General features: G+C 56.4%; 12 protein-coding genes. 11 read left to right on the forward strand and 1 reads right to left on the reverse strand.

Features of this window, described 5'->3' with window-relative positions; genetic code table 11:
* Positions 1 to 105: 105 nt before the first annotated feature.
* From ACQR3R_RS00745 to ACQR3R_RS00780, 8 genes are all read left to right on the forward strand, one after another.
* A complete protein-coding gene (locus ACQR3R_RS00745; RefSeq protein WP_428269990.1) occupies positions 106 to 2,937 on the forward strand; it encodes a 2-oxoglutarate dehydrogenase E1 component in 2,832 nt (943 codons plus the stop codon).
* A 44-nt stretch (positions 2,938 to 2,981) separates the two neighbouring features.
* On the forward strand, positions 2,982 to 4,202 hold the full coding sequence (gene odhB / locus ACQR3R_RS00750) for a 2-oxoglutarate dehydrogenase complex dihydrolipoyllysine-residue succinyltransferase (protein WP_428269991.1): 1,221 nt from the start codon (positions 2,982 to 2,984) through the stop codon (positions 4,200 to 4,202).
* 98 nt (positions 4,203 to 4,300) lie between these two features.
* A complete protein-coding gene (lpdA, locus tag ACQR3R_RS00755; RefSeq protein WP_428269992.1) occupies positions 4,301 to 5,737 on the forward strand; it encodes a dihydrolipoyl dehydrogenase in 1,437 nt (478 codons plus the stop codon).
* A 201-nt stretch (positions 5,738 to 5,938) separates the two neighbouring features.
* Positions 5,939 to 7,105: an ADP-forming succinate--CoA ligase subunit beta gene (sucC, locus tag ACQR3R_RS00760; protein WP_103498765.1), complete on the forward strand. Its 1,167-nt coding sequence runs from the start codon at positions 5,939 to 5,941 to the stop codon at positions 7,103 to 7,105.
* Positions 7,105 to 7,986 carry a succinate--CoA ligase subunit alpha gene (gene sucD / locus ACQR3R_RS00765; RefSeq protein WP_008148605.1) on the forward strand — a complete coding sequence of 294 codons (882 nt, stop codon included), beginning with the start codon at positions 7,105 to 7,107 and terminating at the stop codon, positions 7,984 to 7,986. Before sucC ends, sucD begins: the two co-directional genes overlap by 1 nt.
* A gap of 451 nt (positions 7,987 to 8,437) precedes the next feature.
* Positions 8,438 to 9,751, forward strand: a complete 1,314-nt coding sequence (gene brnQ / locus ACQR3R_RS00770; protein WP_428269993.1) for a branched-chain amino acid transport system II carrier protein — start codon at positions 8,438 to 8,440, stop codon at positions 9,749 to 9,751.
* A gap of 263 nt (positions 9,752 to 10,014) precedes the next feature.
* Positions 10,015 to 10,752, forward strand: coding sequence for a DUF599 family protein (locus ACQR3R_RS00775; RefSeq protein WP_428269994.1), 738 nt, complete (start codon positions 10,015 to 10,017; stop codon positions 10,750 to 10,752).
* Entirely contained in the window at positions 10,752 to 11,153 is a 402-nt protein-coding gene (locus ACQR3R_RS00780; protein WP_428269995.1) for an MAPEG family protein, read from the forward strand. The genes ACQR3R_RS00775 and ACQR3R_RS00780 overlap by 1 nt, the downstream gene beginning before the upstream one ends.
* Positions 11,154 to 11,221: 68 nt before the next feature.
* Here ACQR3R_RS00780 and ACQR3R_RS00785 read toward each other — a convergent pair whose 3' ends face one another.
* On the reverse strand, positions 11,222 to 11,455 hold the full coding sequence (locus ACQR3R_RS00785) for a hypothetical protein (RefSeq protein ID WP_428269996.1): 234 nt from the start codon (positions 11,453 to 11,455) through the stop codon (positions 11,222 to 11,224).
* A gap of 158 nt (positions 11,456 to 11,613) precedes the next feature.
* On the opposite strand from ACQR3R_RS00785, the gene ACQR3R_RS00790 reads away from it, so the two are divergent.
* The 3 genes from ACQR3R_RS00790 (at position 11,614) to htpG (ending at position 14,525) form a co-directional block, all read left to right on the forward strand.
* Positions 11,614 to 12,090: a hotdog fold thioesterase gene (locus ACQR3R_RS00790; protein WP_428269997.1), complete on the forward strand. Its 477-nt coding sequence runs from the start codon at positions 11,614 to 11,616 to the stop codon at positions 12,088 to 12,090.
* Complete coding sequence (locus ACQR3R_RS00795; RefSeq protein ID WP_428269998.1) at positions 12,087 to 12,545, forward strand: hotdog domain-containing protein; 459 nt, start codon at positions 12,087 to 12,089, stop codon at positions 12,543 to 12,545. Before ACQR3R_RS00790 ends, ACQR3R_RS00795 begins: the two co-directional genes overlap by 4 nt.
* A gap of 75 nt (positions 12,546 to 12,620) precedes the next feature.
* Entirely contained in the window at positions 12,621 to 14,525 is a 1,905-nt protein-coding gene (htpG, locus tag ACQR3R_RS00800) for a molecular chaperone HtpG (protein ID WP_428269999.1), read from the forward strand.
* The last annotated feature ends 20 nt before the right edge of the window (positions 14,526 to 14,545 follow it).

Raw genomic sequence — 14,545 nt, forward strand, 5'->3', positions numbered from 1 at the left:
ATCAGCGTGATCCTAGGTGGCTTGTTTTAGTCGCTGCATTCGGACTTCTGCAAGCGTGCTCGGTGTCGACGCCGGTGGTGTTCCCCTAACCGAGGGTGACCAAGCATGCAAGAAAGCGTGATGCAGCGCATGTGGAACAGCGCCTACCTATCCGGTAGTAACGCTGCCTATGTGGAAGAGCTCTACGAGCTCTACCTGCACGACCCTAACGCTGTGCCAGAAGAGTGGCGCACCTACTTCCAGAAGTTGCCTGCTGATGGCAACACTGCCACCGATGTTTCGCACTCCACAATTCGCGATCATTTCGTCTTGCTGGCAAAGAACCAGCGCCGCGCACAACCGGTTTCCGCCGGCAGCGTGAGCAGTGAGCACGAGAAGAAGCAAGTTGAAGTGCTGCGATTGATCCAGGCCTACCGTATGCGTGGCCACCAGGCAGCCCAGCTTGACCCGCTGGGGCTGTGGCAGCGTCCTGCACCTGCAGACCTGTCGATCAATCATTACGGCTTGACCAATGCCGATCTTGATACGACCTTCCGTGCCGGCGACCTGTTCATCGGCAAAGAGGAGGCGAGCCTACGCGAAATTCACGAAGCGTTGCAGCAGACATATTGCCGCACCATCGGCGCTGAATTTACGCACATCGTCGATTCCGAGCAGCGCCACTGGTTCCAGCAACGTCTGGAAAGCGTACGCAGCCGCCCGACGTACTCTGCCGACATCAAGAGCCATTTGCTTGAGCGCGTTACCGCCGCTGAAGGCCTGGAAAAATACCTGGGCACCAAATACCCGGGCACCAAGCGTTTCGGTCTGGAAGGTGGCGAGAGTCTGATTCCGCTGCTTGACGAGCTGATCCAGCGTTCCGGTTCCTACGGCACCAAGGAAATCGTTATCGGCATGGCCCACCGTGGCCGTCTGAACGTGCTGGTCAACACCTTCGGCAAGAACCCGCGTGAGCTGTTCGACGAGTTCGAAGGCAAGAAGAAGGTCGAGCTGGGTTCCGGTGACGTTAAATATCACCAGGGCTTCTCGTCCAACGTGATGACCACCGGCGGTGAAGTTCACCTCGCCATGGCGTTTAACCCGTCCCACCTGGAAATCGTTTCTCCAGTGGTCGAGGGTTCGGTTCGCGCCCGTCAGGATCGTCGTAACGACCCTACCGGTGAAAAAGTACTGCCAATTTCCATCCACGGTGATGCTGCGTTCGCAGGTCAGGGTGTGGTCATGGAAACCTTCCAGATGTCGCAAACCCGCGGCTTCAAGACTGGCGGTACGATCCACCTGGTCATCAACAACCAGGTCGGTTTCACCATCAGCAATCCGGAAGACTCGCGTTCTACCGAGTATTGCACCGACGTTGCGAAAATGATTCAGGCTCCGATTCTCCATGTGAATGGCGATGATCCGGAAGCCGTATTGTTCGTGACCCAGCTGGCCATCGATTACCGCATGCAGTACAAGCGCGACGTGGTAATCGATCTGGTTTGCTACCGTCGTCGTGGTCACAACGAAGCTGACGAGCCTAGCGGCACCCAGCCTCTGATGTACCAGCAGATCGCCAAGCAGCGCACGACACGTGAACTGTACGCCGAGCGCCTGATTCAGGCCGGTGTTGTTGACGATGAGCGCGTTCAGGCCAAGATCGACGAATATCGCAACGCGCTGGACAACGGCCTGCATGTTGTGAAAAGCCTGGTCAAAGAGCCGAACAAAGAGTTGTTCGTGGACTGGCGTCCGTATCTGGGCCATGCCTGGACTGCACGTCACGATACGACGTTCGACCTCAAGACCCTGCAGGAACTGTCCGCCAAGCTGCTGGAAATTCCAGAAGGCTTCGTGGTTCAGCGCCAGGTCTCGAAAATCTACGAAGACCGTCAGAAAATGCAAGTCGGCGGCCTGCCGATCAACTGGGGTTACGCCGAAACCATGGCGTACGCGACCCTGGCGTTCGAAGGTCACCCGATTCGCATGACTGGCCAGGACATCGGTCGCGGTACGTTCTCGCACCGTCACGCTGTCTTGCACAACCAGAAAGACGCAGGCAGCTACATTCCGCTGCAGAACCTGTACAAAGGTCAGCCACGTTTCGACCTGTACGATTCGCTGCTCTCTGAAGAAGCGGTTCTGGCGTTCGAATACGGTTATTCGACCACCGAGCCAAATGCCCTGGTTATCTGGGAAGCGCAGTTCGGCGACTTCGCCAACGGTGCCCAGGTGGTTATTGACCAGTTCATCACCAGCGGTGAGCACAAGTGGGGCCGTCTTTGCGGTCTGACCATGCTGCTGCCGCACGGTTATGAAGGTCAGGGCCCGGAGCACTCCTCGGCTCGTCTGGAGCGTTACCTGCAGCTGTGCGCTGAGCACAACATTCAGGTAGCCGTACCGACTACGCCGGCTCAGATCTACCACTTGCTGCGTCGTCAGGTGATTCGCCCGCTGCGCAAGCCGTTGATCGTTCTGACTCCGAAGTCGTTGCTGCGTCATAAGCTGGCCGTGTCGACCCTGGAAGATCTGGCCGAAGGTTCGTTCCAGACCGTTATTCCGGAAATCGATGTTCAAGACCCGAAAAAGGTCGAGCGCATTGTTCTGTGTAGCGGCAAGGTCTACTACGACCTGCTGGAAAAACGCCGTGCCGAAGGTCGTGATGACATCGCCATCGTGCGTATCGAGCAGCTGTACCCATTCCCTGAGGACGACTTGAACGAAGTCCTGGCTCCGTACACCAACCTTAAACATATCGTTTGGTGTCAGGAAGAGCCGATGAACCAGGGTGCCTGGTACTGCAGCCAGCACCACATGCGCCGCATCGTTGGCAATCACAACAAGTCTCTCGTACTGGAGTACGCGGGCCGTGATGCCTCTGCTGCACCTGCTTGTGGTTATGCATCGATGCACGCTGAGCAGCAGGAAAAACTGCTGCAAGACGCCTTTACTGTTTAAAGCCTTCGCGCTGACTGAAACCGAATTTTAAGGACCCACAGATAATGGCTATCGAAATCAAAGCCCCGTCATTCCCGGAATCGGTTGCCGATGGCACCGTTGCCACCTGGCACAAGAAACCAGGCGAGGCCGTCAAGCGTGACGACCTGATCGTCGACATCGAAACCGACAAAGTCGTGCTCGAAGTGTTGGCTGAAGCTGACGGCGTGCTGGGCGCAATCGTTGCCAATGAAGGCGACACCGTCCTGTCCAACCAGGTATTGGGCTCCATCGAAGCAGGCAGCGCTGCTGCCGCTCCAGCTGCTGGCGCTGCTCCGGCCGCTGCACAGGGCGCGGCTCCTGCCGCTGAAGGCGAAGACGATCCTGTTGCTGCACCGGCTGCTCGCAAGCTGGCTGAAGAAAACGGCATCAACATCGCCTCCGTTGCCGGCACCGGCAAAGGTGGTCGTGTGACCAAGGAAGACGTCGTCGCTGCCGTTGCTGCCAAGAAAGCCGCACCTGCCGCCGCGCCAGCCAAGGCTGCTGCACCTGCTGCTGCCGCTCCGGTGTTCGCTGCTGGCGATCGCATCGAGAAACGCGTACCGATGACTCGCGTACGTGCCACCGTTGCCAAGCGTCTGGTTGAAGCTCAATCGAACATGGCGATGCTGACTACTTTCAACGAAGTCGACATGACCGAAGTCATGGCTCTGCGTTCGAAGTACAAAGACCTGTTCGAGAAGTCCCACAACGGCGTGCGCCTGGGCTTCATGTCGTTCTTCGTCAAGGCTGCCACCGAAGCGCTGAAACGCTTCCCGGCTGTCAACGCGTCGATCGACGGTGCAGACATCGTTTACCACGGCTATGCCGACGTCGGTGTAGCGGTTTCCAGCGATCGCGGCCTGGTTGTTCCGGTTCTGCGTAACGCCGAACTGATGAGCCTGGCTGAAATCGAAGGCGGCATTGCCACCTTCGGCAAGAAAGCTCGCGACGGCAAACTGTCGATGGACGAAATGACCGGTGGCACGTTCACCATCACCAACGGTGGTACCTTCGGTTCGATGATGTCGACCCCGATCGTCAACCCGCCGCAAGCCGCTATCCTGGGCATGCACAACATTCTGCAGCGCCCGATGGCGATCAACGGTCAAGTCGTTATCCGTCCGATGATGTACCTGGCTCTGTCCTACGATCACCGTCTGATCGATGGCAAAGAAGCTGTGACCTTCCTGGTTACCATCAAGAACCTGCTGGAAGACCCGGCTCGTTTGCTGCTGGATATTTGATAGAAGCAGCTGCAAGTCTCACGCTAAAAGCTGCAGGTAACAGCAGCTGGGTTTGAGGCTTGCGGCTTCATGCTTGCCGCAAAAAAGAGGATTTTTGAATGTCGCAGAAATTTGACGTAGTAGTGATCGGTGCGGGCCCTGGCGGCTACGTGGCTGCCATCAAAGCAGCGCAGCTTGGTCTTACGACTGCCTGCATCGAAAAATACACCGACAAGGAAGGCAAACTGGCACTTGGCGGTACTTGCCTGAACGTCGGCTGCATTCCATCCAAGGCGCTGCTGGACAGCTCCTGGAAGTACAAGGAAGCCAAAGAAGGCTTCGCGATCCACGGTATCAATCACGCTGGCGTGACCATGGACGTGGCCGCAATGGTTGGCCGCAAAGCCAACATCGTCAAAGGCCTGACCTCCGGCGTTGCGACCCTGTTCAAGGCTAACGGCGTCACTTCCCTGCAAGGCCACGGCAAACTGCTGGCCGGCAAGAAAGTTGAACTGACCAAGCCAGACGGCACCGTCGAAATCATCGAAGCCGAGAACGTGATTCTGGCTTCGGGCTCGCGTCCTATCGACATTCCACCGGCTCCGGTTGATCAGAACGTGATCGTCGATTCGACTGGCGCTCTGGAATTTGCATCCGTACCCAAGCGTCTGGGCGTGATCGGCGCTGGCGTGATCGGTCTGGAACTGGGTTCGGTCTGGTCGCGTCTGGGTTCCGAAGTCGTGGTTCTGGAAGCCCTGGAGAAATTCCTTCCAGCGGCTGACGAAGCAGTCTCCAAGGAAGCCTACAAAACCCTGACCAAACAAGGTCTGGACATCAAGTTGGGCGCACGTGTCACCGGTTCCAAAGTGAACGGTGAAGAAGTCGTGGTCAACTACACCGATGCCAATGGCGAACAAAGCATCACGTTCGACAAGTTGATCGTTGCCGTTGGTCGCCGTCCAGTGACCACCGAACTGTTGGCTGCCGACAGCGGTGTGAACATCGACGAGCGCGGCTTCGTCTTCGTTGACGACCAGTGCGCGACCAGCGTTCCGGGCGTTTTCGCCATCGGTGACGTGGTTCGCGGCATGATGCTGGCACACAAGGCATCCGAAGAAGGCATCATGGTTGTTGAGCGCATCAAGGGCCACAAAGCTCAAATCAACTATGACCTGATCCCGTCTGTTATTTATACTCACCCGGAAATCGCGTGGGTGGGTAAAACCGAGCAGACCTTGAAAGCAGAAGGCGTTGAAGTTAACGTCGGCACTTTCCCGTTCGCAGCTTCCGGCCGTGCCATGGCCGCCAACGATACCGGTGGTTTCGTCAAGGTCATCGCAGATGCCAAGACCGACCGCGTATTGGGCGTTCACGTTATTGGTCCGAGCGCTGCAGAACTGGTTCAGCAGGGCGCGATCGGTATGGAATTCGGCACCAGCGCTGAAGACCTGGGCATGATGGTTTTCTCCCATCCGACCCTGTCTGAAGCCTTGCACGAAGCAGCTCTGGCAGTGAATGGCGGCGCCATCCACATTGCCAACCGCAAGAAGCGTTAAGCAAAGACAATAAGAAACCACGGCGGTAGCGGCCCGTCGTGAGCCTTGCATGCAAGACTCACCGCGGAAAGTCCGCTGGACGCAGTCTTGCGTAGCCACACCGGTTGTCCGCGAAGGCTACGCAAGCAGCAGTCACAGGTGGTGCGGCACTGAACAAGTGCAGCACCGAATGCGCAGTACCTAACGAAGACGGTAATAAGCATGAATCTTCACGAGTATCAGGGTAAGCAGCTGTTCGCTGAGTACGGCCTGCCAGTATCCCAGGGTTTCGCCGTAGACACCCCGGAAGCAGCAGCAGAAGCTTGCGACAAAATCGGTGGCACCGAATGGGTTGTCAAAGCCCAGGTCCACGCTGGTGGTCGCGGTAAAGCGGGCGGCGTTAAGCTGGTTCGCAGCAAAGAAGACGCTAAAGCATTTGCACAGCAGTGGCTGGGCAAGCGTCTGGTGACTTACCAGACTGATGCCAATGGCCAGCCAGTCACCAAGATCCTGGTTGAATCGTGCACTGATATCGCTAAAGAGCTGTACCTGGGCGCTGTCGTTGACCGTTCGAGCCGTCGCATCGTGTTCATGGCTTCCACCGAAGGTGGCGTGGACATCGAGAAAATCGCTCACGATACCCCTGAGAAAATTCTCAAGGCCACTATCGATCCACTGGTTGGCGCTCAGCCATTCCAGGGTCGCGAGCTGGCATTCCAGTTGGGTCTGGAAGGTAAGCAAGTCACTCAGTTCGCCAAGATCTTCGTAGGTCTGGCCAAACTGTTCAAGGATCACGACCTGGCTCTGCTGGAAGTGAACCCGCTGGTGATCAAGGCTGACGGCGATCTGCATTGCCTCGATGCCAAGATCAACATCGACGCCAACGCCATGTACCGTCAGCCTAAGCTGAAGACTTTCCACGATCCGTCGCAAGACGATCCGCGCGAAGCGCACGCTGCCAAGTTCGAACTGAACTACGTAGCACTGGAAGGCAACATCGGTTGCATGGTCAACGGTGCTGGCCTGGCCATGGGTACCATGGACATCGTCAACCTGCACGGCGGCAAACCAGCCAACTTCCTCGACGTGGGCGGCGGTGCTACCAAAGAACGCGTTACCGAAGCGTTCAAGATCATCCTGTCCGACACTAACGTCGCTGCAGTATTGGTCAACATCTTCGGCGGCATCGTTCGTTGCGACATGATTGCCGAAGGCATCATCGGCGCTGTGAAAGAAGTCGGCGTGAAAATCCCGGTTGTTGTTCGCCTTGAAGGCAACAACGCTGAGCTGGGCGCTAAAGTGCTGGCAGAGAGCGGTTTGAACATCATCGCTGCTACCAGCCTGACCGACGCTGCTCAACAAGTCGTTAAAGCTGCGGAGGGCAAGTAATGAGCGTCCTGATCAATAAAGACACCAAAGTTATCTGCCAGGGTATTACCGGTTCGCAAGGTAGTTTCCACACCCAGCAAGCCATCGAATACGGCACCAAGATGGTGGGTGGCGTTACCCCTGGCAAAGGCGGCACCGAACACCTGGGTCTGCCAGTGTTCAACACCGTGAAAGATGCTGTAGCTGCCACTGGCGCCACCGCCAGCGTGATCTACGTTCCAGCTCCTTTCTGCAAGGACTCCATCCTGGAAGCAGCATTCGGCGGCATCAAGCTGATCGTTTGCATCACTGAAGGCATTCCTACCCTGGATATGCTGGATGCCAAGGTCAAGTGCGACGAACTGGGCGTAGTCCTGATCGGTCCTAACTGCCCAGGCGTGATCACTCCAGGCGAATGCAAGATCGGCATCATGCCAGGTCACATTCACTTGCCAGGCAAGGTCGGTATCGTTTCCCGTTCCGGCACCCTGACTTACGAAGCTGTCAAGCAAACTACTGACGCCGGTTTCGGTCAGTCGACTTGCGTCGGCATCGGCGGTGACCCGATCCCGGGTTCGAACTTCATCGACATCCTGAAGCTGTTCCAGGAAGACCCGAAGACCGAAGCGATCGTTATGATCGGTGAGATCGGCGGTTCGGCTGAAGAAGAAGCGGCTGCCTACATCAAGGCACACGTGACCAAGCCAGTTGTTTCCTACATCGCTGGTGTGACTGCCCCTGCAGGCAAGCGCATGGGCCATGCAGGCGCAATCATCTCTGGCGGCAAAGGCACTGCAGACGAGAAGTTTGCTGCCCTTGAAGACGCAGGCGTTAAAACCGTGCGTTCGCTGGCAGACATCGGCAAGGCATTGTCCGAGCTGACTGGTTGGGCAATCAAATAAGCTTCGTGCTTATCTGACGCTTCACTAAACAAAGGCCACCTTCGGGTGGCCTTTGTCGTTTCCGGGGTTTGTACTGGGCCTTTGCGGTGAGGGGATTTATCCCCGTTCGGCTGCGTAGCAGTCGTCAAGTCAGCAATGTAGTGGGCCTGACGTACTGCACGTCATTTTGGGGTCGCCTCGCGACCCAACGGGATAAATCCCCTCGCCACGGGGTTCTGTTCAAGTAAATTTAATACGTAAACGCGACACAAAAATGTCGTAGATCGGATAGTCAGCCCGCTAACGGTGCGTTTATCGCCCAATTTCGTTAGGCTAGCAGCCATTTTTGCGTCCGCTGCCCACAAGGCAGTAACGCGCTAAACGGGTCAGCCTTATACGGGCCGACAGCATTTCCCTCACCCATAGGGAAATCCCCCTCTAAATTCCGATTCAGTAGTGTGGTATTTCCTTAATGAAAGTGTTGAAAGGCCAGGACATTCTGGCACTTGGTTTTATGACGTTTGCCCTGTTTGTCGGGGCTGGCAACATCATCTTCCCGCCTATCGTCGGTTTGCAGTCCGGGCCTCATGTCTGGATGGCGGCGCTGGGTTTTCTGATCACTGCCGTCGGTTTGCCGGTGATCACCGTTGTTGCGCTGGCCAAAGTCGGTGGCGCAATGGACGCCCTGAGCAGCCCGATCGGTAAAATCGCTGGTGGTTTGCTGGCCGCCGCGTGCTACCTGGCCGTGGGCCCATTGTTCGCAACACCGCGTACCGCAACCGTGTCGTTCGAAGTTGGTTTGGCGCCACTGACCGGCGAAAGCCCGCTGGCGTTGTTCCTTTATAGCTCCGTGTATTTCCTGCTGGTGTTCTTTATCTCGCTCTATCCGGGCCGTTTGCTGGATACCGTAGGACGTTTCCTCGCTCCGCTGAAGATCATTGCCTTGGCCGTGCTCGGTATCGCAGCCTTCGCATTGCCAGCCGGCGACATTGGCGTGGCGACTCCGGAATATGTAGCCGCGCCGTTCTCGCAAGGCTTCATTAGTGGTTACCTGACCATGGATACCTTGGGGGCACTGGTGTTCGGCATTGTGATCGTCAACGCCATCCGCTCGCGCGGTGTCGAGTCGCCTGCGCTGATCACGCGTTACGCGATTATTGCGGGGTTGATTGCCGGCGTGGGCCTGGCGCTGGTTTACATCAGCCTGTTCCGCCTGGGGTCGGGCAGCCATGAAGTGGCTGCCGGTGCTACGAACGGTGCGGCGGTATTGCACGCCTATGTTCAACACACCTTTGGATCATTGGGCAGTGGCTTCCTCGCGGTGCTGATTTCATTGGCCTGTCTGGTGACAGCGGTGGGTTTGACGTGCGCCTGCGCTGAATACTTCAGCCGAGTATTGCCACTGTCCTACAAGACGCTGGTGATTATCCTTGCCGCTTTTTCGCTGCTGGTGTCCAACCTGGGCCTCACCAAACTGATCGCGTTTTCGATACCGGTACTGACGGCGATTTATCCGCCGTGCATTGCGCTGGTCGCCTTGAGCTTCTGCAAGGATTTCTGGCGTGAACAGGGTCGTATCGTTGGTCCGGTGATGCTGGTGTCGTTTATCTTTGGCCTGATCGACGCCCTCAAGGGTGCGGGTCTGGCGGACTGGATGCCGGCGCAACTGTCGCACCTGCCGTTGAGCGAGCAAGGTCTGGCGTGGCTGGTACCGTCGGTGATGACTCTGGTGTTGGCCGCCGTGTGCGACCGCATGCTTGGCAAACGCGCCGAAGCGTTGGCGTAACTAGCAGCAGGGCTCGCCACAAGCGACTTCTTGAGCGATAACAGAAATGCCCCGTATCAATCGATATGGGGCATTTTTTATGGGCGTCATGCAGTGTCTTTTTCCTTAAACTGACGTCGAAACACTGCAAATCCCATGTGGAAGCGAGCCTGCTCTCCATAGCAGAGTTTCAGCCAGCACAGAGGTTACTGACCTACCGCTATCGCAAGCAGGCTCCGTCCCACAGGGGTTTGATACCGCGCACCTACATCACAAGGAATTGCATGTCGTTCATCCACGCCAACCTGATTCACCTGCTTGCCGCGTTATGGTTTGTCATCTGTTGGGGTGGCTATACCCGCTACGCCACCTGGAAGGGCCGCGATACCGCGTGCCTGGCCAGTGTGCTGCACCTGTACCGCAAAGACTGGATGCGTCGCATGCTGTTACGCGATAACCGCATCGCCGACGCCAGTGTGATCGGTAACCTGGAGCGCAACGCGTCGTTCTTCGCGTCCAGCACGCTGATTATCCTGGCGGGCATTCTCACCGTGCTTGGCGCCTCCGAGCGTGCAGTGTCTCTGCTGGCAGACATCCCGATGGTGCAACAGGCTTCGCAGGGCATGTCCGAGATCAAGTTGCTGTGCCTGGCGATGGTATTCGTCTATTCCTTCTTCACCTTCAGTTGGTGCATGCGCCAATACAACTTCGCGGCAATATTGGTGGGCTCGGCGCCGATGGTGGGTGAGCGTCACGTTTCCGAGCTGGAGCGCAAAGCCTTCGCCGGCCGTGCGGCAAGGGTTATTTCGATGGCCGCCAACCAGTTCAACTTCGGGCTGCGCTCTTATTACTTCGGCATGACCATGCTGGCCTGGTTCGTCAGTCCATGGCTGTTCATGCTCTTGAGTACCGGTGTGGTGCTGGTGTTGTATCGCCGGGAATTTCACTCAGACGTTCTCGACGTTATGGTCTATACCCCTACAGAGGCGCCATTGCCTGAAGCAAACAAAGAGGCTGTTTGATGAGTATTCCGTTCTGGTGTGTATTTATCAGTGCACTGTTGATCTACGTCGCTCGCCTGCCCGTGGCCAAAGCGATGAAAGAGCAGGGCGGTTACGACAACCACTTGCCGCGTCAGCAACAGGCTCAACTAACAGGCTTCGGTGCGCGTGCACTTGCCGCTCATCAAAACAGTATTGAAGCCTTCATCTTGTTTGCGGTAGGGGTGTTAATGGCCCACACCACGCAAACAGTCGGTTGGCTCATCGACTTGTTGGCGATCATCTTTGTGATTGCGCGGGTTATTTACTTGCTGTGTTACTGGCGTGACTTGCCAACGGCGCGGAGTCTCGTGTGGCTGGTCGGTTTAATCTGTTCTTTACTGCTGATGATTAGTCCGACTTTTAAAACGATTTTGCTGTAACGGTGCAAATCGCAGGCAAAAGAAAACCCGCTCTTGGCGGGTTTCCTTTTGTCACGCTAAAAACGATCTTAGTTTTTAGGTGCTTCTTTTGCGGCTGCTTCGTTCGATTCAGCCTGATCTTTGGCGGCTTCGGCGTTTTCTTTCGCCGCGTCGTTCACTTTATCCTGAGCTTCGTTCATTTTTTGCTGGGCTTGCTCAGCATGTTGGTTAGCATCTTGAGCTTTGTCCTCGGATTTTTTATCGCAGGCTGCGAGACCGAGGGAAGCGGTCAACATCAAGGCAATAGCTAAAGTCTTACGCATGGGGTGTTTCTCCTTATGGAATATATCTACTGGCCTTTCGAGCATGGTCCTCAGCGTTAAGTTCCTCAATTCGCACAGATATATAAGATTATTCCTTCAGGAACTTTTAGCTGACATGCCTAGTGCCATGTCCGGACATTAAGAAGAGTTTTTATAAAATGGCTGAAAACCCCGTTTTTGAGCGTGCCACGCGATTTCTCTCAGCACTGCGCCATTGCCAGGTCCTTGGGTTGCGCGTTCACAGCGCCAGCAGTGAAGGGCTGACGGTTATTTTGCCGTACAGCCCGCAAATCGTCGGCAATCCCAAAACCGGTGTCATTCACGGCGGGGCACTGACCGCGCTGATGGATACCGCTTGCGGCATGTCCACCCTGTGTGTGCTGCCGGAATTTGAGGTGTGCCCGACGCTCGATTTGCGCATCGATTACATGCACGCCGCCGAACCGCATAAAGATGTCTACGGTTTTGCCCAATGCTACCGCGTCACCACCGATGTGATTTTCGCGCGAGGCTATGCCTACCAGGACGATCCCGAGCAGCCGATTGCCCACGTGGTCGGCACATTCATGCGCATGGGCACGCAAATCAAGGGCACCAAGGGTTTCGGCGGAGTGATTGCGGGAGCTGCAAAATGAGTGACGCTTTCAAGGACCAGATTCAACAGGCGCATGAGCAAGGTGACTACACGGCGCTGCTGGACATCATTCCCTACGCCAAGCTGATCGGTGTCGAGTGTTCGCGGGGCGGCGATGAGCTGCTGTTCCGCTTGCCGGCCAACAAGGACAACATTGGTAACCCTTTACTGCCGGCCATTCACGGTGGCGTCATTGCCGGGTTCATGGAGCTGGCGGCGGCCCTGCATTTGTTGATTGGCACCGGCGCGCCGGGGATACCGAAAATCATCGACTTCTCACTGGATTACCTGCGTGCCGGGCAGTTTCGCGACACCTGGGCCAGGTGTCAGGTGTGCCGTCAGGGACGCCGGGTCGCCAACGTAGCCATTACGGCCTGGCAAAGCACTGAAGCAGAACCCATTGCCACCGCCCGCGCACATTTCAAAATTGATGACCCCTTGAAATCCGAGTCATAGCCCCAACCTTGATGACATCCCGCCGCCAACCCTTTTCGGGCGCGGCCAATGCCATCCAATTGGAGTTTGATGACCATGAGCGTGGAAACTCAAAAGGAAACCCTGGGCTTCCAGACCGAGGTAAAGCAACTGCTGCACCTCATGATCCATTCGCTGTATTCCAACAAGGAAATTTTCCTTCGCGAATTGATCTCGAACGCCTCTGACGCTGTCGACAAATTACGTTTCGAAGCCCTGTCCAAGCCTGAACTGCTGGAAGGCGGCGCCGAACTGAAAATCCGCGTTAGCTTCGACAAAGACGCCAAAACCGTCACCCTCGAAGACAACGGCATCGGCATGAGCCGTGAAGATGTGATCACCCACCTGGGTACCATCGCTAAATCCGGCACCGCCGACTTCATGAAAAACCTGTCGGGCGATCAGAAGAAAGATTCTCACCTGATCGGCCAGTTCGGTGTGGGCTTCTATTCTGCGTTCATCGTGGCTGACAAAGTCGACGTGTTCAGCCGTCGTGCCGGCGCACCTGCCAGCGAAGGCGTGCACTGGTCGTCGAAGGGTGAAGGTGACTTTGAAGTTGCCACTGTCGAGAAAGCCGATCGCGGCACGCGCATCGTTTTGCACCTCAAAGATGCTGAAGACGAATTCGCCGATGGCTGGCGTCTGCGCAACATCATCAAGAAGTACTCTGACCACATCGCCTTGCCAATCGAGTTGCCGAAAGAAGTGGCAGCTGTCGAAGGCGAAGAGAAACCGGCTGTTGAGTGGGAAACCGTCAACCGTGCCAGCGCCTTGTGGACTCGTCCTCGTACCGAAGTCAAAGACGGGGAGTACCAGGAGTTTTACAAACACATCGCTCACGATTTCGAAAACCCGCTGAGCTGGAGCCATAACAAGGTTGAAGGCAAGCTGGAATACAGCTCGCTGCTTTACGTGCCGGCGCGTGCTCCATTCGATCTGTACCAGCGTGAAGCGCCAAAAGGCCTGAAGCTGTACGTGCAGCGCGTGTTCGTTATGGATCAGGCTGAGTCGTTCCTGCCGCTGTACCTGCGCTTCGTCAAAGGCGTGGTCGATTCCAACGACCTGTCGCTGAACGTATCGCGTGAAATCCTGCAGAAAGACCCGATCATTGATTCCATGAAGTCGGCGTTGACCAAGCGCGTTCTGGACATGCTGGAAAAACTGGCGAAGAACGAGCCTGAGCAATACAAAGGCTTCTGGAAGAATTTCGGTCAGGTCATGAAAGAAGGCCCGGCAGAAGACTTCGCCAACAAAGAGAAGATCGCTGGCCTGCTGCGTTTCGCATCGACCAACGGTGATGATGGCGAGCAAGTGGTCGGTCTGGCTGAATACCTGGCTCGCGCCAAGGAAGGTCAGGACAAGATCTACTACCTGACCGGCGAAACCTACGCACAGGTTAAAAACAGCCCGCACCTGGAAGTCTTCCGCAAGAAAGGCATCGAAGTGCTGTTGCTGACCGACCGCATTGACGAGTGGCTGATGAGCTACCTCAGCGATTTCGACGGCAAGAGCTTTGTCGACGTGGCGCGCGGTGACCTGGACCTCGGCAATCTGGATTCGGAAGAAGACAAGAAGGCCGCGGAAGAAGTCGCCAAGTCCAAAGAAGGTCTGGTTGAGCGTCTGAAAGCTGCGCTGGGCGATTCGGTTGCTGAAGTGCGCGTGTCGCACCGCCTGACCGATTCGCCGGCGATCCTGGCCATTGGCGAGCAGGACCTGGGCATGCAGATGCGCCAGATTCTTGAAGCCAGCGGTCAGAAGGTTCCGGATTCGAAGCCAATTTTCGAGTTCAACCCGGCTCACCCGCTGATCGAGAAACTCGATAGCGAGCAGAGCGAAGAGCGCTTCGGCGACCTGTCGCACATCCTCTTCGATCAGGCGGCCCTCGCGGCCGGCGACAGCTTGAAGGACCCGGCCGCCTATGTGCGCCGTCTGAACAAGCTGTTGGTTGAACTGTCGGTTTAACTGCGTTGTAAAAAAACCCG

The organism is Gordonia sp. IEGM753 (genome assembly GCF_050321825.1).
Lineage (GTDB): Bacteria > Pseudomonadota > Gammaproteobacteria > Pseudomonadales > Pseudomonadaceae > Aquipseudomonas.